The 19,767-nt window shown below is 33.3% G+C and carries 17 protein-coding genes; 13 read left to right on the top strand and 4 right to left on the bottom strand.

Going from position 1 to position 19,767, the window contains the following annotated elements:
• Window positions 1-288: 288 nt before the first annotated feature.
• The 10 genes from ACZ2G2_RS08155 (at window position 289) to ACZ2G2_RS08200 (ending at window position 12,565) form a co-directional block, all read left to right on the top strand.
• Complete coding sequence (locus tag ACZ2G2_RS08155; protein WP_470391784.1) at window positions 289-3,351, top strand: SusC/RagA family TonB-linked outer membrane protein; 3,063 nt, start codon at window positions 289-291, stop codon at window positions 3,349-3,351.
• A gap of 17 nt (window positions 3,352-3,368) precedes the next feature.
• A complete protein-coding gene (locus ACZ2G2_RS08160; protein ID WP_282069335.1) occupies window positions 3,369-4,796 on the top strand; it encodes a RagB/SusD family nutrient uptake outer membrane protein in 1,428 nt (475 codons plus the stop codon).
• A gap of 18 nt (window positions 4,797-4,814) precedes the next feature.
• On the top strand, window positions 4,815-5,687 hold the full coding sequence (locus ACZ2G2_RS08165; protein ID WP_470391785.1) for a PKD domain-containing protein: 873 nt from the start codon (window positions 4,815-4,817) through the stop codon (window positions 5,685-5,687).
• A gap of 32 nt (window positions 5,688-5,719) precedes the next feature.
• Complete coding sequence (locus tag ACZ2G2_RS08170; RefSeq protein WP_282069333.1) at window positions 5,720-6,625, top strand: polysaccharide lyase family 7 protein; 906 nt, start codon at window positions 5,720-5,722, stop codon at window positions 6,623-6,625.
• A gap of 147 nt (window positions 6,626-6,772) precedes the next feature.
• Complete coding sequence (locus ACZ2G2_RS08175; protein ID WP_101203681.1) at window positions 6,773-7,474, top strand: FadR/GntR family transcriptional regulator; 702 nt, start codon at window positions 6,773-6,775, stop codon at window positions 7,472-7,474.
• Between the two features lie 140 nt (window positions 7,475-7,614).
• Window positions 7,615-8,916: an MFS transporter gene (locus ACZ2G2_RS08180; protein ID WP_470391786.1), complete on the top strand. Its 1,302-nt coding sequence runs from the start codon at window positions 7,615-7,617 to the stop codon at window positions 8,914-8,916.
• A 64-nt stretch (window positions 8,917-8,980) separates the two neighbouring features.
• Window positions 8,981-9,745, top strand: a complete 765-nt coding sequence (locus tag ACZ2G2_RS08185) for an SDR family NAD(P)-dependent oxidoreductase (protein WP_470391787.1) — start codon at window positions 8,981-8,983, stop codon at window positions 9,743-9,745.
• Window positions 9,746-9,959: 214 nt separating this feature from the next.
• Window positions 9,960-10,982, top strand: a complete 1,023-nt coding sequence (locus tag ACZ2G2_RS08190; protein WP_281847804.1) for a sugar kinase — start codon at window positions 9,960-9,962, stop codon at window positions 10,980-10,982.
• A 10-nt stretch (window positions 10,983-10,992) separates the two neighbouring features.
• Complete coding sequence (locus ACZ2G2_RS08195) at window positions 10,993-11,658, top strand: bifunctional 4-hydroxy-2-oxoglutarate aldolase/2-dehydro-3-deoxy-phosphogluconate aldolase (RefSeq protein ID WP_090841888.1); 666 nt, start codon at window positions 10,993-10,995, stop codon at window positions 11,656-11,658.
• 67 nt (window positions 11,659-11,725) lie between these two features.
• Window positions 11,726-12,565: a DMT family transporter gene (locus ACZ2G2_RS08200; RefSeq protein WP_245741153.1), complete on the top strand. Its 840-nt coding sequence runs from the start codon at window positions 11,726-11,728 to the stop codon at window positions 12,563-12,565.
• A gap of 8 nt (window positions 12,566-12,573) precedes the next feature.
• Here ACZ2G2_RS08200 and ACZ2G2_RS08205 read toward each other — a convergent pair whose 3' ends face one another.
• A complete protein-coding gene (locus tag ACZ2G2_RS08205) occupies window positions 12,574-13,809 on the bottom strand; it encodes a 3-deoxy-D-manno-octulosonic acid transferase (protein ID WP_470391788.1) in 1,236 nt (411 codons plus the stop codon).
• A 120-nt stretch (window positions 13,810-13,929) separates the two neighbouring features.
• On the opposite strand from ACZ2G2_RS08205, the gene ACZ2G2_RS08210 reads away from it, so the two are divergent.
• The 3 genes from ACZ2G2_RS08210 to ACZ2G2_RS08220 all read left to right on the top strand — a co-directional run bounded on the left by ACZ2G2_RS08210 (window position 13,930) and on the right by ACZ2G2_RS08220 (window position 16,565).
• On the top strand, window positions 13,930-15,081 hold the full coding sequence (locus ACZ2G2_RS08210) for a DegT/DnrJ/EryC1/StrS family aminotransferase (RefSeq protein WP_470391789.1): 1,152 nt from the start codon (window positions 13,930-13,932) through the stop codon (window positions 15,079-15,081).
• A gap of 109 nt (window positions 15,082-15,190) precedes the next feature.
• Window positions 15,191-16,210, top strand: a complete 1,020-nt coding sequence (gene galE / locus ACZ2G2_RS08215) for a UDP-glucose 4-epimerase GalE (protein ID WP_470391790.1) — start codon at window positions 15,191-15,193, stop codon at window positions 16,208-16,210.
• A gap of 163 nt (window positions 16,211-16,373) precedes the next feature.
• Window positions 16,374-16,565: a hypothetical protein gene (locus ACZ2G2_RS08220; protein WP_090841898.1), complete on the top strand. Its 192-nt coding sequence runs from the start codon at window positions 16,374-16,376 to the stop codon at window positions 16,563-16,565.
• 35 nt (window positions 16,566-16,600) lie between these two features.
• On the opposite strand, the gene lspA is transcribed toward ACZ2G2_RS08220, so the two are convergent.
• The 3 genes from lspA to ACZ2G2_RS08235 all read right to left on the bottom strand — a co-directional run bounded on the left by lspA (window position 16,601) and on the right by ACZ2G2_RS08235 (window position 19,666).
• Window positions 16,601-17,086, bottom strand: coding sequence for a signal peptidase II (lspA, locus tag ACZ2G2_RS08225; RefSeq protein ID WP_090841901.1), 486 nt, complete (start codon window positions 17,084-17,086; stop codon window positions 16,601-16,603).
• On the bottom strand, window positions 17,076-17,975 hold the full coding sequence (gene fabD / locus ACZ2G2_RS08230) for an ACP S-malonyltransferase (RefSeq protein ID WP_470391791.1): 900 nt from the start codon (window positions 17,973-17,975) through the stop codon (window positions 17,076-17,078). The genes lspA and fabD overlap by 11 nt, the downstream gene beginning before the upstream one ends.
• Before the next feature lie 134 nt (window positions 17,976-18,109).
• Window positions 18,110-19,666 (bottom strand): NAD(P)/FAD-dependent oxidoreductase, encoded by a 1,557-nt coding sequence (locus tag ACZ2G2_RS08235; RefSeq protein ID WP_470391792.1) that lies wholly within the window; start codon window positions 19,664-19,666, stop codon window positions 18,110-18,112.
• Window positions 19,667-19,767: the final 101 nt, after the last annotated feature.

Here is a 19,767-nt window from a genome sequence, read left to right on the forward strand (position 1 = left end):
AACACCAATATCCTCTATTTTAACATTTAAAAATTACGAAAACGTTGTAATTAACAAAATTTTATATATATTTGGTAAACCAGATTGGTAAACCAATTCCTATCAGGTGTTTAACCACAAAAAAAAGGATAGGTTTTAAAGCCTACCCTTTTAATAAAAATACTTCTTCGACGGGAAGTAATTATGTTAAAAACATAACATTACAAAAGTAGCAAACATATTGATACTTGCCTAATAATTGTGTTTTTAGTAAAACAAATTAATTAACTAATAACTTAAAAATTAATTATGAATTTAAAAGCTAAATCGGCACTATTTGCAATGCTCTTCATGTGTATTGCTGCTTTTGCGCAAGACAGTGTAACAATAAAAGGAGCAGTGGTTGATGCAGAGTACAGCATGCCATTACCTAATGTAAATGTTATTATTGTAGGAACTAGTACTGGGGCAAGTACAGATTTTGATGGTAACTATCAAATACAAGCCAAAAAAGGAGATGTTATACAATTCTCATATATTGGATATACTGCAAAGACCGTTATTGTTGGTGCTCAAACAACCGTTAATGTAGCTCTAGGTGTAGATGCTAATACTTTGGAAGAAGTAGTAATTGTTGGGTACGGAACACAAAAGAAAAGTCATTTAACAGGTTCTATATCTAAAGTAACAAACGAAGATTTAGATCAGATTGCTGTTTCTAGAGTAGATGATGCTTTAGTAGGGCAAGTTTCTGGTGTAAATATCGCAGCAACACAAGGGGAAGCGGGTTCTGCTCCTACGATTAGAATTAGAGGTACAGGTTCTGTATCTGGTAGTTCTGATCCATTAATTGTTGTTGATGGTCTTGTTGTTGATAATGATTACTTAGGGTCGTTAAATATGAATGATGTTGCTTCTTTTGAGGTGCTTAAAGATGCAGCTTCTGCTGCTATTTATGGTTCTCGTGGAGGTAATGGAGTTATCATGATTACAACTAAAGAAGGTAAATCAGGAAAAACAAAATTCACATATAATACGTTAACAGGTTTTAAAGAAGCTAGACAAAGTGAAGATTACTATTTTTCAGTAGCAGAAACTGCTGCTGCAGAATTAGCTGCAACTGGAACATTGTCTGATAGAACAAAGTACAAGCAGTTAATAGGTATTGATAACGACTGGCAAAATATTATTTTTGATGGTGGAGTTATTACTACACACTCATTTAGTGCTAGAGGTGGAGATGATAAAACTAAATTTAGTACATCTTTAGGGTATATTCATGATGAAGGTGTATTATTAACTGATGAAGTTAAAAACTATAGTTACAAATTAAGATTAGATACTAAGTTAACAGATAAGCTTTCTATGGGGATTAATCTTAACCCTTCTTTTAATGATAAAAGACGTTTTGATGGATCAACTCATGATATTTTAAGACAGACCTCTTGGTTACCTGTTTATCATGATGCAAACACAATTAGATTTGTAGACAGAGGGACTTATCCTGATGTTCAAGTTGGTGATTACGCAACACAACGTCATTTTGATAATTATGATTTATATGGAGACGGTAGTACATTAGTAGATATTAGTAATACGTCTAATACAAATCCAGCTGCAAAAGTTTTAGAGCGTCAAAGAAACGAGTACAAGCTTAAATTAAGAGCTAGTTTATATGGTAAGTATGATTTTAATGATAACTTATCATTTAAAAGTACAATTGGTGGAGATTACCAAAATACAGTTAGAGAAAGAGACCAAGGTCCTTTAGCTAGTCGTAATGGTGAGTCTGCAGTTCAATATGATGAAGAAGTACTTAACGTATCTAGATTAGTTTCTGATAATTTCTTATCATATAATAAAGGATTTGGTAATCATGATGTTTCTGCAGTATTAGGGGCGTCTTCAGAATTACAAAAAGGAGAGTATAAAGCAACTAGATTAACAGGTTACAACTCTGAGTTAGAAGGTACTTTAGGTGGTACTACCACTGTTGGAGCTGGTAACCAATTTGAATATAAGCAAGCTTTGTTTTCTTATTTTTTAAGAGTAAACTACGCATATGATGATAAGTATTTAGCATCAATCAGTTTAAGACGTGATGGAAGTTCTGTTTTTGGAGAAGACAATAAATATGGAACATTTCCAGCAGCATCTTTAGGTTGGAATATTTCTAAAGAAGACTTTTTGTCTGAAAGCGAAGTAGTTAATAATCTTAAATTTAGAGTAAGTTATGGTGTTACAGGTAACAATGCACTAAGAATAGCTTCTAACTCTGTGTTAGATAACAATGCATTAATTAACTATTACCCATCATTATCTTTAGCGTCTAATTTTAGTTATGCAGGAGATTCGGCTATAAGTGCAATTAATATTGCTAACCCTGATTTGAAATGGGAACGTTCTGTCGAAATAAATCCAGGTATTGATTTTGGTCTTTTTAATAATAGAATTACAGGTTCTGTAGATGTGTACAAGCGTACAAGTGATCAATTATTATTATCTAACCCTATATCTAACACAACTGGATTTAGTGAAGCTTTAGTAAATATTGGTAAAGTGGAAAACAGAGGTATTGAATTAGAACTTAGAACTAAGAATGTTAATACTCAAGATTTTAAATGGACATCAACAATGTTGGCTTCTAGAAATAAAAATGAGTTAATTGACTTTGCAGATTCTAATGGTCAAATTTTAAATGTAGATTCTAAAAGAGCTGCAGAATGGATAAATCAAGTTGGTCAGCCAATATCTTCATTTTACGGTTGGGTAGTTGAGTCTGATATTCCATTAGAGTATATCGCTAATCCATACCATCCAATCGGAGGGGAAGCACAAGATGTTTATGTAAAAGATTTAAATGGTGATGGTGTAATTGATGATGATGATAAAACTAAATTAGGAGATCCTTACCCGGATATTGTATGGAGTTTTACAAACGATTTCCAATTTGGAGATGTGGATTTAAGCTTTATGTTTCAAGGTAGTCATGGTGCAGAGGTGAGAAATATGGGAGATCAATATTTATTTAACCATTTTAATTCTTCTCAAGATTTTATTTCTTCAACACCAAACCAACAATTTATAAAGCAGAAAATATTTACTGATGATATTATTCAAGACGCTTCATACGTAGCTTTAAGAACTGTAAGTATTGGGTATAATTTTACTGATAAATTATTAGATAAAACATTATTTTCTAAAGCAAGAGTTTATGCTACAGGGCAAAACTTATTGTATGTAACAGCAAGTGATTATACAGGTTTTAACCCAGAGTCTGTAGATAATACGTCGGCTACTACTTACGGGTATCAAAGAGGAGGTTCTCCTATTCAAAGAACAATTTCTGTTGGATTAAACCTAGAATTTTAATTTTAAAAAAAGATAAAATGAAAAAATATATAAAAATATCGACGGTTTTATTGGTCGTTTTATTAGCCTCTTCTTGTGAAGATTTTTTATCACCAGAACCAACATCTGTATCAAATGCAGAAACATTTTTTGAGTCTGAAGCTGATTTAGAACTGGCAGCAATAGCAATGTATGATGCTATGCAAGGAGTAAACTCTACATCAACAAATGACAATCACGGTGCGCAGGTTGATTTTTACGTTCAAGAAATGTTAAGCGATAATACAAGATCAAAGAATGTAGGAGGAGAAGGAGAGTCTGCTCAATTTGAAAGCTTTACTGTAGAAGCAACAAATGGTATTGTAGATGATTATTATAGAAGTAATTATCAAACTATTTATAGAGCTAATGTTGTTTTAGAAAACTTAAGTGTAGCTGGTAGTGCTGCTTCTAGATTTGAAGCAGAAGCTAAATTTGTTAGAGCATATGCTTACTTTAATTTAGTACGTTCATTTGGAGATGTGCCTTTAGTAACAAGTGTAATTGGTATTGCTGATACAGCAATCCAATTTACAAGAGTAGATTCTGATTTAATTTACGATGTAATTATTGATGACTTAACAACAGCAGTTGCTGGTTTAGATAATACGTATAAAACTAGAGCGTCTAAAGCTGCAGCGCAAGCTTTATTAGCTAAAGTGTATTTAACAACGGGTACTAATTATGGTTTAGCACAAACATTATGTGAGTCTGTAATGGGTGCAGGGTTTGTTTTAGAACCAAATTTTAAAGATGTGTTTTATTCTGAATTAAATAACGAGATTATTTTCGCTATAGATTATGTAGGTGATTCTTCAGCAGATAGTCAAAACTTTTCTGCAGAATGGTTAAATGCAGTAGGTAGAACAGCAGGTGTTAATTATACAACTCAAGAAGTTAGAGATGCATTAGATGCTTTAGGAGGAGACAGAACATTATATTCTTATAGACAAGATCCTTTATTATTATCTCAATTTCAGGTAGCTAAATTTATACCAAATGGAGATGATACATTAGGTATTGCAGCGACTTCAAGTAATCCAACGTTAGCAGGTAATGATTTAATAGTACTTAGGTATGCAGATGTTTTGCTTATGCATGTTGAAGCTATTATGGCTGGACAGCAATCAACATCAGCACAAGCAGCTTTAGATTCTTTTGAAGAAGTAAGATTACGTGCAGGATTAGTTGGTGATGCGGATGGTACAATTACTAAACAAGAATTACTAGATGAAAGACGTGTAGAGTTAGCTTTTGAAAATCAACGTTTTTTCGACTTAGTTCGTTTTAATGTAGCTCAAGATGTATTATCTGCTTTTTCAGATAATAACGGTTATAATTTTAGTGTTTCAGATTTGTTGTTACCAATCCCACAAAGAGAAATAAACTTAAGTCAAGGTGCTTTAGGGCAAAATCCTGGTTATTAATTTTAAAAATATTGTAAGATGAAAAAACAAGTAAAAAAAATAATTTGGATTGCAACCTCTATAGTAATGGCTGCGTCAATCCAATCATGTGACGAATTTGAAAAATTTGAACCTATAGGTGCTAACTCTATTGCAGATGCTACACCTCCTACAGCTAGTTTTTCTTATTCGCAAGGAGAAGGTACAAATGGAGATGAATGGATGAATTATTCTTTCGGAAATTTATCTGCTAGTTCAACAACATACAGTTGGGATTTAGGAAACGGAACAACATCAACAGAGTTTGAACCAACAACAGTTTATCCAACAGAAGGTATGTATACTGTTACTTTAACTGCTTCAGATGATTTAGGAGTTACAAGTACATTTACAGAAACAATTGAAGTAGTTGAACCAGAAGTGCCTTTAGCTCTAGTACCTACTATCGGGGAACAAGGATTCGAAGATGGAAGTGACGCTTGTGGTACTGCTGCAGACGGACGTGATTGTTGGAGAAATAGTGATTTAGGAGGTGTTATTCAGATTACTTCAAGCCCTGTTCACGAAGGTTCTCAAGCAGCTAAGTTTCCTTCAGCAGGAGATCGTGTTGCTTACCAAGAGTTAACTGTGTCACCTAATTCAGATTACACTTTAACGTATTTTTATACTTTAAAGACTAATAACCCTGGTTCTATAACTGTTTCAGTTTTAGCAGGAGGTGGTCATACAGATTTAACAACTGCATTAGCTGCAACTATTGAAGATTTCGAAGGTTCAGATCAAACAAGTTCTAATGACTATGTTGCTGCGAATGTTATGTTTAATTCAGGAGCAAATTCTACAATTTCAATTCTTGTAACAAATCAAGGAGAAGAAGCTAGAATTGATAATTTTGCTATCATGGCAAACTAATAATTTAATAAAACATTTAAAGACTGAAACATATGCGTATAAAACTTAAGTTAATTGTCTTGTTTGTATTTGTTTCAGTTTTAAATGCTAACTGTCAATCTAGTAAGGTTGTTACAGAAGATAATACAGAAACTAAAACTAAAAAGAAGAAGAAGAAAAAGAAGAAGTTTAAACTTCCGGAAATAGATTTAACACATTGGAAAGTAACGACACCTGCGGGTGATGGAAAAAAACCTCAGGAGGTTTCTCCTCCAGAGATAATGGATTATGCCACTAATGAAGCTTTAAAGCCTTATATGTATAATGATTCTACAAGAGGAGCTATAGTTTTTTATGCTTTTCCTAGTAAAGCAACTACTGCCAATACAAAATATTCTAGATCAGAGCTTAGAGAACAAATGGTTTCTGGGGAGAATAATGTTAATTGGACCTTTAAAGAAGGTGGTTACATGAAAGGAAAACTAGCTATTGATGATATATCAAAAGATAGTAAAGGTAAATATCACCGTGTCATAATCATGCAAATTCATGGTAGATTAACCAATGAACAGCGAGATTTAATAGGTGAAAAAGATAATAATGCACCTCCAATGCTTAAAATTTATTGGGATAAAGGTAAAATTAGAGTTAAAACTAAGGTGCTTAAAAATCTAAATGCTACGCCAGAACAAATGTTACATGAAGACGCATGGGGAGATGATGAAGGTTTTAATTTTGAACAGGAAGTTGGTTTTAGGAAATTTACATTAGAAGTAGAAGTTTCGGATGGTAAAATGGTTGTTATTTTAAATAAAAATGAGTTTAAAGTATATGATAATATCCATATGAAAAAGTGGGGCATTTTTGAAAACTATTTTAAAGCAGGAAACTATTTACAAACCAGAGATGAAGGTGCGTTTGCTAAGGTTAGATATTACGATCTAGAAGTAAAACATTAATAATATTTTGATTAGTCTTTTTAATTAAGTTAAGCTTTAGAGGTCTTTAATAGACCTTGAAGTTTAGCTTAATAATTATTAAAATAATATTGTTAAGTTTTTAGTAAATTTACCAATGATAAATGATACTTAAAATATATAATTTATATGAAGTTAGAGGTCCTTACAAAAAACGAAAATTTTAGTATACAGAAGCAGATTATTGCCAAGATAAGAGATTTAATAAATGTTAAGAATCTTGAGCCAGGGGATAAATTACCAGCGGAACGTGTACTGTCAGAAAAATTTGAAGTTTCTAGAAGTAGTGTAAGGGAAGCAATTCAAAAATTAGAATTTTATGGGTTATTAAAGTCTATTCCTCAAAGTGGGACGTTTGTCGCAAATATTGGGGTTATTGCATTAAATGGAATGATCGAAGATATTTTAAGATTAGAAGATCCTGAATTTAAATCGTTAGTAGAAACTAGAATTCTTTTAGAACTTAAAACAGTAAAGTTAGCTGCTTTAAGACGTACAGAAGAAGATTTAATTAAATTGAAAGAAGCTTTAGATGCTTACAGTAATAAAGTAAAAAACAAAGAGGATGCTGTTCAAGAAGATTTATTATTTCATCTGGCAATAGCAAGAGCAAGTGGTAATAGTTCTATGAATACGTTCATGTTAATTATTACGCCTGAAATTATAACAAATTTTGAAAAGTATCATGTTTGTCATAAAGGGTTATCAGCAAGTGCAATTACTGAGCATCAATTAATTTTTGAGGCTATAAAAAAACAAGATCCAGTTGAAGCTAAAAAAGCAATGAAAAACCATTTTAACGAATTATACAAATACTGTTATAATTTATAGAAAATAAATAATAATTTAAGATATAAGGACTTAAATTACAATAAATCAAAATTTTAGAAAAATAGTCTATTAGACTTATAGTTAGTATTTTACTATCTATAGGCTTAGAATTTCTATTTTAAAATTTTTAAAAAAAGGATATGAAAACAAAAGGATTAAGATGGTGGGTAGTAGGACTAGTGGCTTTGGCTGCGGTTGTTAATTACATAGACAGACAAGCTTTTGGAGCACTATGGCCTGACATTGCAAATGACTTATTTCCAGAGATGGATAAAGATGGACATAAAGTTATTTTTGGAACCATATCTACAGTTTTTATACTATCGTATGCTGGTGGTCAAGCGCTATTTGGAAAAATATTTGATTGGATTGGTACAAGAATGGGTTTTGCACTTTCTATTGGTGTGTGGTCTATTGCAACGATGTTGCATGCCTTTGCTCAGGGAATGTTGAGTTTTTCAATTTTCAGATCAATATTAGGTTTAGCTGAGGCAGGTAATTGGCCTGGAGCTGCTAAAGCTAATGCAGAGTGGTTTCCAACAAAAGAAAGAGCACTTGCACAAGGTGTTTTTAATTCTGGAGCAGCAATTGGTGGTATAGTAGCGTATCCAGTTATTGGATTACTATCTGCTTATTTAGAATGGAAGTCTATTTTTATAGTCGTTGGTGCACTTGGATTATTATGGTTGTTACCTTGGTTATATATTGTGAAATCTGGACCAAAAACACATCCTTGGTTATCAGATGAAGAGAAAAAATATATCCTTTCTGGACAAAAAAATCAAGATATTGATGAAGATGGTAATTATGACGACGGATATGTACCTACTACATCTGAGTTATTAAAACATAAAGAAAGTTGGGGAGTTATTATTGCTTCCGCAGCACTAGATCCTATTTGGTGGTTATTTATAGTTTGGATACCAATCTACTTGTCTGAAGTATTTGGTTTAAATGTTAAAGAGATTGCATTTTCTGCATGGTTACCTTATGTTGGAGCTATGATTGGTGCATGGGCAGGAGGGCTTATTGCACAAAATAGACTTACGGCTGGTTGGTCAGTAGATAAGACAAGAAAAATGGTTATTACTTTAGGGTGTTTAATTATGATTCCTTGTTTCTTTTTATTAAAAGCACCTGGATCTGCAACAACAGCAGTTATTATTATGGCAGTATTACTTTTTGGTTTCCAAATTGCTATTGGTAACATACAGACACTACCTAGTGATCTTTTTGGAGGAAAAATAGTTGGTACGCTATCTGGTTTTGCAGGTATGGCAGCTAAGCTTGGTGCAGCTGGATTAACTCTTTTAGTGACGTTTATTACTACAGGAGGTAATTACACACCTGCATTTTTAATAGGAGGAGCATTAGCAATAATAGCATTATTATCGGTTTGGATATTATGTCCTAAAATTGAACCATTAAAACCTAGAGATTAATTAAGAATAGTTAATCTATTTCAATATTAAAACAAGAATAAATAAAAATTAAACACATATAAAAATGAGTAATACAAACGGAAAAGTAGCTATAGTAACAGGTGCCACAGGAGGAATCGGTTTTGAAGTAGCAAAAAGATTAGGAAAAGATGGATATACTGTAGTTTTAAACGGTATTGATGATAAAGCTGGAGCTGAAAAATTAGCGCAATTAAAAGCTGATGGGATCACTGCAGAATATTACGGTTTTGATGTAACTAGCGAAGAGCAAGTAACAGCTAACATCGTTAAGATTGGTGAGAAATATGGTAGAATTGATGTGCTTGTAAACAATGCAGGTGGATTAGGTGGTCGATCTAGATTTGAAGAAATGACAACTGAGTTTTACAGAAATGTAATGGCTTTAAACTTGGATTCAGTATTTTTTGCTTCAAGAGCAGCTATCCCTTTCCTTAAAAAAGGAGAGCACCCTTCAATAATTAATTATACCTCTAATGCAGCTTGGACTGCTGGTGGTCCAGGAGCAGGTATATACGGAACATCTAAAGCAGGTGTAAATGCAATTACTAGAGCTTTAGCTAAAGATTTAGCTGAATATGGTATTAGAGTAAATGCAGTGTCTCCAGGGACTATTGATACGCCTTTCCACGCACAGATTAAATCAACTAAGCCAGAAGTTTTTGCTTCATGGGCAAATAATATTATGTTAGGTAGATTAGGTCAGCCAGAAGATGTTGCTGGAGTAATCTCATTCTTAGCAAGTAAGGATGCGTCTTTCATTACAGCTGAAACGATCCAAATTGGTGGTGGTCAAGCTTTAGGAATTTAATTTTAAGTATCTTAGTTAGAAATAAATCAGACTTAGTTCATTATAACAAGTAATGAGATAATAGATTTAACTAACTAATGTTATAAGTTATAGTAAACTGGATAGTTTTATTTTTTGTACAATTTTTTTTTAACGTCTATTGATTGTTAAAAAAAGGTTTTAAAAAATAAAACTATTTGGTTTTTTTAAATAGAATAGTAATCAAATTTATAAAATGAGTAAAATTGTCACATTCGGAGAAATTATGTTAAGGCTCTCGACAGAGCGTCACTTAAGATTTTCTCAAGCAAATAAATTCGCTGCTTCCTATGGTGGTGGAGAGTTTAATGTAGCAGTATCATTAGCAAATTATGGTATTCCTGCCGAGTTTGTTACCAGGTTACCTGATAACGAAATTGGCGCTTGCGCGTTAAAAGAAATGCGTAAATTTAATGTAGAGTCCAAAAACGTGATTTATGGTGGTGACCGATTAGGTATTTATTATCTAGAAACGGGAGCTGGTACACGTGGTAGTAATGTAGTTTATGATAGAGCACATAGTTCTATGTCAACCATTACTAAAGGCGCTATAAACTGGGAAGACGTCTTAAAAGATGCAACATGGTTTCATTGGAGTGGGATTACCCCTGCAATTTCTCAATCTGCTGCTGACGAATGTCTAGAGGCTATAAAAGTTGCTCATAAATTAGGGATTACTATTTCTTCAGATTTAAATTATAGATCTAAATTATGGCAATATGGTAAAGAACCAAATCAAATAATGCCAGAGCTTTTAAAATATAGTAATATTATTTTAGGAGATATTGATACAGCATTTTTCATGCTAGGTAAAGATAAGGTTAATCCTAATTACCAAAATGAAAAATCATTACCCAACTTATACGATCAAATATTTAAATTGTGTCCTAATTTAAAAACAGTAGCAACAACCTTAAGGTATTCTGTTAGTGCATCTCACCAGCGTATTGGTGGTATCTTGTATGACGGAAAATCTGTGTATAATGCAGATGTTAAAGAAGTGACACCGGTAGTGGATAGAGTTGGTAGTGGAGATGCTTTTATGGGAGGATTAATTTACGGATTAGTAAACAATGATAACGATAAACAGCGTGCTTTAAATATTGCAGTAGCAGCTTGCTGCTTAAAACACACCATTTCTGGTGATTGTAATTTAATAACACTAGCTGATATCGAAAAATTATTAAGTGGAGATTCCTCAGGGAAAGTTTCCAGATAAAAAATACAAAATGGCAAATTTTACAAGAATACAAGTAGCAGAAGTTATGAAGCAAACAGGATTAGTTCCTTTGTTTTATAATGACGATATAGAAATTAGTAAATCAGTCGTAAAAGCTGTTTATGATGGTGGTGCACGTTTATTAGAGTTTACAGCTCGTGGCGATTTTGCTCACGAAGTTTTTGACGCTTTAAGTAAGTATGTAGCAAAAGAATTACCAGGAATGATAATGGGAGTTGGGTCTGTTACAGACGCTGCTTCAGCATCTAGATATATGGCTTTAGGAGCTAATTTTATTGTTACCCCAGTTTTAAGAGAAGACATAGCATTGGTTTGTAATAGACGTAAAGTGATGTGGTCTCCGGGTTGTGGAACTTTGACTGAGATTTGTCGTGCTGAAGAGTTAGGTTGTGAGATAGTAAAACTGTTTCCGGGTGGAACATACGGTGCTGATTTTGTAAAAGCTATTAAAGGTCCGCAACCATGGACAAGTATAATGCCTACAGGTGGTGTCTCTCCAACTAGAGATAGTTTAGAAGCTTGGTTTAAGGCAGGTGTAACTTGTGTAGGGATAGGTTCTAAGCTTATCGCAAAGGGTGCTGATGGTAGTTATGATTTAGATAAAATAAAATCTACAACAGAAAGTACTTTAAAAATTATAGATTCGTTAAAATAATACGTTATTTAGCGCTATTAAATATATCCCTTCAATATTTTTTATTGAAGGGATTTTTTACTTGAAAATGAATTATAATAAGTCCATCATATTTATGGTTGTAAGTGCATTAGCTTTTGCACTTATGAATTTGTTAGTCAAATATCTAAATGGGTTTGGTGTGTATCAAATTGTTTTTTTTAGAGCCATCGGTACATTAGCTTTTACAACGCCATTAATCTTAAAAAATAAGATTCCTTACTTTGGTAAAAAGAAGCAATTAATGATAATAAGAGCCATAGTAGGTGTGATATCTTTGACCTGTTTCTTTCAATCTTTAAATTATATTGCTGTTGGTACTGCTGTGTCTTTACGGTATACAGCGCCAATTTTTGCAGCAATTTTAGCTGTGTTTTTACTTAAAGAAAAAATCAAATTATTGCAATGGTTTCTGTTTGCGTTAGCCTTTTCAGGAGTTTTAATTATCAAAGGGTTTGGTCAGGATATAAATACATTAGGATTAGTTTTAATCTTTGTTTCGGCTTTTTCTAATGGATTAGTTTTTGTTTTAATTAGAAAAATTGGAAAGGATGAAAGCCCATTGGTTATAATCAATTACTTTATGCTTACAGCCTTAATATTTGGAGGTGTAATGAGTATTGGAGACTGGAAGACGCCAAATCAAATAGAGTGGCTAATACTGCTTAGTTTAGGTGTTTTTGGCTATGTTGGACAACTCTATATGACCAAAGCTTTTCAAACAGGAAAAACTAGTGTTGTCGCACCGTTTAAATACGTTGAAGTAATTTTTACAATTATAGTAAGTACATTCTGGTTTTTAGAATCCTATAGTGCTATGGTATTATTAGGAATAGCTATAATAATAGCGGCTTTAATAAGTAACACCTTGTATGCTGCTAAAAAATAGTACTGTTTTTATTGCTGTAAATAGGTCATCACGGTAGTTGTAGCACCTTTGTTTTTTGCTATAAAATCTAAGTTTTTTAATCCCGTCGTTTTTCTAAAATCTGTATCATTAATAAGACGGTTTAAATTAGTGGTAAGTAAATCTATGTTAGCAATAGAAAACACACCACCATTGTCAATCATGTCAAAAGCTTCAGGAAATTTACTATAGTTTTTTCCAATCAGTATTGGTACACCAAATACAGCAGGCTCTAAAATGTTGTGCAGACCAGTGTTACCCATAGCGCCACCAACATAAGCAATATCTGCATAGCTATATGCTTTATTTAATAGCCCAATAGTATCTAAAATAAACACATCAAAATCTTGTAAATTCTGTCCTTCTTTTTTTGAAAATAGTACGGAAGATTTAATTAATCCAGACTGTATGTTTTCAATCTGTTTGGATTTAATATTATGTGGTGCAATTATAAACTTAACTGGTAGGCCTACATAATTGTTGATAAAATCAATTAAAAGCAATTCGTCTTCCGGCCAAGAACTACCAACTACAATACATAGTTTGTCGTCTTTAAAGGCTTTTATAAATGGTAAGTTGTTATCAATTAGTAATTGGTTAGAAACGCGATCAAATCTAGTATCTCCAGATATGGTTGCATGCTTATAACCAATAGTTTCTAAAAGTGTTTTTGAAGTTTCGTTTTGTGTAAAAATATGGTCAAAAGCAAATAGCGCTTTTTTAGTTTCCTTACCATACCATTTAAAAAAGGATTGGTCTTCTCTAAAAGCTGCTGATATTAATATAGCTTTCAGCCCTCTGTTTTTTATTTCATTTAAGTAATTAGGCCAAATTTCATATTTAACAAAAACAGTTAACTCTGGGTTAATCATAGTTATAAAATGTTTTGCATTTTGTTTACTATCTAAAGGCAAGTAAACAACGATATCTGCAAAAGGGGCGTTTTTTCTTATTTCAAAACCAGAAGGAGAGAAAAACGATAACACAATTTTATGATCGGGATAGTTTGTGCGTAATTGGTTAAAAATTGGCAAACCCTGCTCGTACTCTCCCAAAGACGCACAATGAAACCATAGTGTTTTATCACCAGTATTTAACGCTTGTTGTAGTTTTTTAAAAGTTTCAGCACGCCCAATAACCCCTAATTTAAGCTTGTTATTAAATAAACTTAGACCTTTTAAAGCTAAATTAGCTACTATAATGGTTATGTTATAAAGTGTTTTCACGTATCTATTTTTGCTAAAATAAACAATTCATTGCTTAGCGTTTGGTATTTTTGTAAATTCGATAATTATAAATTAAAAGTAAAACTAAGTTTCTAACATTAGTTTACCACATATACAGCGATGAAAAAAATACAAATGGTTGATCTTAAAGGTCAATACGCAGCTATAAAAAATGTTGTAGATTCTTCAATTCAAGAAATTATAGACAACACCAGTTTTGTAAATGGGCCTAAGGTGCATGAGTTTCAAAAAAATCTTGAAGATTACTTAGATGTAAAACACGTAATCCCTTGTGCTAATGGTACAGATGCATTGCAAATTGCAATGATGGGATTAGGTCTGGAGCAAGGAGATGAAGTGATCACAGCCGATTTTACCTTTGCTGCAACTGTAGAGGTTATCGCATTATTAAAACTTACACCTGTTTTAGTAGATGTAAACCCTGACGATTTTAATATCAGTATTGAAGCCATTAAAAAGGCAATTACACCAAAAACCAAAGCGATTGTACCTGTACATTTATTTGGGCAATGTGCCAATATGGAAGCAATCATGCAAATAGCAGAAGAGCATAATTTGTATGTTATAGAAGATAATGCACAAGCAATTGGCGCAAACTATAAGTATAGCAATGGGACAAAAGCAAAAGCGGGTACCATAGGTCATGTGGCTTCTACATCCTTCTTTCCTTCTAAAAATTTAGGATGTTATGGAGATGGAGGCGCTATTTTTACAAACGATGATGCGTTAGCACATATTATAAGAGGAATAGTAAATCACGGAATGTACGAGCGTTATCACCATGATGTGGTCGGGGTAAACTCGCGATTAGATTCTATCCAAGCAGCAGTTTTAGATGCAAAATTACCTAAGTTAGATAGTTATAATAATGCACGTCGTAATGCCGCAAGAAAATATAGTGCAGCATTGGCAGGCGTACCGCAAATAACAACTCCAAAGACGGTAAATAATTGCGAAGGTATTTGTGATACGTGCGACTGTCACGTGTTTCATCAATATACTTTAAAAATCCAAAACGCAGACAGAGATGCCTTAGTCAAGCACTTAAATGATAACGGAATTCCATGTGGTGTGTACTACCCAATCCCGTTACATTTACAAAAAGCATACAAAGATGAGCGTTATAACGAATCTGATTTTCCTGTTACAAACCAATTAGTTAAGCAAGTAATATCATTACCAATGCATACCGAGTTGGATGACCAGCAAATCGAATTTATAACAACAACAATTAAAAATTTTTTAGCCTAAACCATTAGGGCGTTACCACAAGGGTCGGGCTATCCGCTAAAATCTTTTTTTGCCATATATGGCAGCAAAAAAAGGATACCGCTTCTATCCCTAACGCATATAACCACATATGAAAATACTAGTAACAGGCGGTTTAGGGTTTATAGGGTCACACACCGTTGTCGAGCTTCAAAATAAAGGATACCAAGTTGTAATAATAGATAATCTCTCCAATGCCTCATTAGACGTTTTGGAGGGTATTGTTTCAATTACAAATCAGGCGCCTATTTTTGAAAAGCTAGATTTAAAAGATAAGTCAGCAGTTCAAAACTTTTTTAAAGCACATCAAGACATTCAAGGAGTTATCCATTTTGCAGCAAGTAAAGCAGTAGGAGAGAGTGTAACCAATCCTTTAATGTATTATGAGAATAATATCAATACCTTAGTTTATGTACTACAAGAACTAACAAAATTAGAAGTATCTAATTTTATCTTTAGTTCTTCGTGCACCGTTTATGGACAGGCAGACGTAATGCCAATAGCAGAAACTGCACCAGTAAAACCAGCAGAATCGCCTTACGGAAACACAAAACAAATTGGAGAAGAAATAATAAAAGACACATGTAATATCAATGCTAAATTAAACAGTATTGCTTTGCGTTATTTTAATCCAATTGGCGCACACTATTCTGCAAAAATAGGCGAGTTACCAATTGGTGTGCCTCAAAATTTAATACCATATATAACGCAAACTGCCATAGGACAAAGAGCACAATTATCTGTGTTTGGAGATGATTACCCAACTTCGGACGGCACTTGTGTTAGAGATTATATTCATGTTGTAGATTTAGCAAAAGCGCATGTTGTGGCATTACAACGCTTATTAAATAAGAATAATCAAACTAATTTTGAGGTCTTTAATTTAGGGACAGGAACAGGTAGTACAGTTTTAGAAGTCATTAAAGCATTCGAAAAAGTTTCAGACACAAAACTTAATTATAAGATAGTAGACAGACGTCAAGGTGATGTTATTTCTGCTTATGCAGATACGTCAAAAGCTAACGCAGAATTAGGATGGAAATCAGAGCATACATTGGAAGATGCTATGCTATCTGCTTGGAAATGGCAAAAAGTGTTACACTCTAATTAACATATTAGGTGCCAGATCTTATTCTAGTTGTCAATCTTATAATTATAACGGAACATAGTTAACACATTTGTATTAATTAGCTGATTAACACTATTTTAGTTTTTTAAATTCGTTGTTGGTCATTATTCTTTATTCCTTTGCAACTAATGCAAATGATAAAACAATGAAATTGATCACAGTAAAACGTCAGACAAGACAGGAAAACAGATTTGCTCCCAAAATGGGGAGACTTAGTGCCAAAGTAACGTACATTAAAAAACAAGTGCTTGGCATACCAATTAAAACGCTTCACAAGTATCGCGAAACGTATTACGGAGAAGTTAAAGATTGCAGTGCATGTAATTTAGCTAGATAAATAAAAAAAGCCTCGATAAATATCGAGGCTTTTTTTTATGCTTTTTTAGTATTAAAACTGCCTACTATTAAGCAGCCCATTCCAACCATTACAGAGACATCTGCTAGATTAAAAATTCCGGTTCTAAATACACCACCTAAATCAATGTGTAAAAAGTCGGTTACAGAGCCATATACAATACGATCGTATACATTGGCTATTCCACCACCTATTATACAACAAAACCCAACTAAGGTCATTGTATTCATCGTTTTGTCTTTAATAATATGTCTTAAAACTAAAGCTAAAACTATTATAGGTAATACTAAAAGTAACCCAATACGCAGCGCAGGACTAAAGTCACTACCCATACCTAAAAAGGCACCTTTATTCTCTACATTATGAAGTGTAAAATATTGTCCAAAAATTTCAGTTTCAGTACCTGCAATAACATCAACTCTAACAATGATTTTAGAGACTTGATCCAAAATTATATTTAAAACAATTAAGCCTAGAATAAGTATATTTCTACTACTCATCATTTTTTAGATCTAAGGTTGCAGATGCTGTCTGTGCGTCTCTGTTAATCTTTTTTACCAACCCTTGTAATACTTTTCCAGGTCCAACTTCAGTAAATAAAGTTGCCCCATCTGTTATCATTTGTTGCACAGATTGTGTCCAACGCACAGGTGCAGTTAATTGAGAGATTAAGTTTGCTTTTATTTCGTTTTCATCAGTAATTGCAGTTGCAGTTACATTTTGATAAATTGGGCAATGTGGTGTGCTAAATGTTGTGTTTTCAATAGCTGCTGCTAATTCTTCTCTTGCAGGCTCCATCATTGGCGAGTGAAATGCGCCTCCAACAGGAAGCATTAATGCACGTCTTGCTCCTGCTTCTTTCATTGCTTCACAAGCTTTTTCTACTGCACTAACTTCTCCAGAGATTACTAATTGTCCAGGACAATTGTAATTTGCTGCAACAACAACACCATCTATATTAGCACAAATATCTTCAACAACTTTGTCTTCAAGACCTAATACTGCAGCCATTGTACTTGGTTGTATTTCGCAAGCTTTTTGCATGGCTTGTGCACGCTGAGATACTAATTTAAGTCCATCTTCAAAGCTTAGTGCGCCTGCTGCTACTAAAGCAGAAAATTCACCTAAACTATGTCCTGCAACCATTTCAGGTTTAAAAGTGTCTCTTAAAGTTTTTGCTAAAATAACGGAGTGTAAAAAAATAGCAGGTTGTGTAACCTTTGTTTCTTTTAATTGCTCAGCAGTACCTTCAAACATAATGTCTGTAATATTGAAACCTAAAATTTCATTTGCATCTTCAAATAAATGCTGTGCTTCTGGTGAGTTTTCGTATAAATCAAGACCCATTCCTGTAAATTGGGCACCTTGACCTGGAAATATATATGCTTTCATTGATTTCTAATTTAAGAGGCAAAAATAAGAATAATATCTTTATTTGAAGCACGACTAATATTAAGACTTATAACCGTAAAGGTTAAGTCTTAATGGATTTATGTCTATATTAATAGCGCTTTTAAAAGGACCTATTATAGTTTGCCTGTTGCAGCTTCTGCACAACGTTCACCATCCATGGCAGCGCTAATAATTCCACCAGCATATCCACCACCTTCACCGCAAGGATATAAGTTTGTGATTTCTGGATGCGCTAACGTTTCGCCTCTTGGAATACTAACCGGAGATGAAGTACGAGATTCAACCCCAATAATATTAGCTTCTTCAGTATAGTATCCTTTCATTTTATCTCCAAATGCTTTAAACCCTTTTCTTAAAGAGGCTCCTATTAATTTAGGAAATAAACTATGTAAAGGGGCACTGTTTAGACCGGGTTGGTAAGAGGTTTCATTTAAACTACTTGATAATTTACCTTCAACAAAATCAGTCATTCTTTGTGCGGGCGCTACTTGGCTGCGTCCACCTGCATTAAATGCTAACTTCTCTAAGTCTTTCTGAAATTCTAATGCTTTTAAAGCGCCAAAATGTTCGTATTTTTTAAGATCGCGATTGGCATCAATTTCTACAACAATTCCTGAGTTAGCAAATTTGTTATTTCGCCTTGAAGGCGACATTCCATTAACAACAACTTCTCCATTAGCAGTTGCTGCAGGAACAATAAATCCACCTGGACACATGCAAAAACTGTATACACCACGTCCATTGACTTGTTGCACTAAGCTGTAAGAGGCTGCGGGTAATAACTCAGGTCTTGGTCCTTCACAATGGTATTGAATGCTATCAATAATATATTGTGGATGTTCTGCTCTAACACCCATTGCAAAAGACTTTGCTTCTAGTGAAATATTTTTGTTATGTAGTAGATTAAAAATATCTCTAGCAGAGTGTCCCGTTGCTAGTATCACTTTATCGGTTATTAATTCGTCTCCATTTTTAAGTTGGATAGCTTCGATCTTATTATTTTTAATTGTAAAATCTGTGACACGGGTATTAAAATGGACTTCTCCACCATATTTAAGGATATTCTCTCTAATATTTTGTACAACTTTTGGTAGCTTGTTGGTTCCAATATGTGGATGCGCATCAACCAAAATTTGATCCGTAGCGCCGTGATAAACAAGGTTTTCAAAAATACGACGTACATCACCACGTTTTAAACTACGGGTGTATAATTTACCATCACTATAAGTTCCAGCACCTCCTTCTCCGAAGCAGTAATTAGAGTCTTCGTTTACAAAATGGTCTTGATTGATGGCTTTTAAATCGCGTCGTCTATCTTTTACATTTGCCCCACGTTCTAAAACTATAGGTTTAAACCCTAATTCTATACAACGTAAGGCTGCCCACATACCAGCGGGACCAAATCCTATAATATGTATAGGTTTTGCTTTTGATACATCTTTATAGTCAAAGGTGTAGTCAGATGTGTCAGGCATAGGTTCCTTAATAAAAACCGAAACCTTATAATTAAAGATGATTTTTGGTTTTCTGGCATCAATAGATTTTCTTAAAACCTTAATTCCTGTAATGTCATCTCTTGACATGGAAAGGGATATCGCAGATTTTTTAATTAAAATATCTGGAATCTCTTCTTCTTTTAACGAAACACGAAGTTGAATATCTTTTACCATGCTGCAAAATTAGTCAAATTTGAGATAAAAGACATGAACTACGATTTATCTTGTTTAACATTTTTTTTATTTACTACTTATTAGAGAATAGGTTATTACAA

Source organism: Olleya sp. KKT75 (assembly GCF_055635485.1).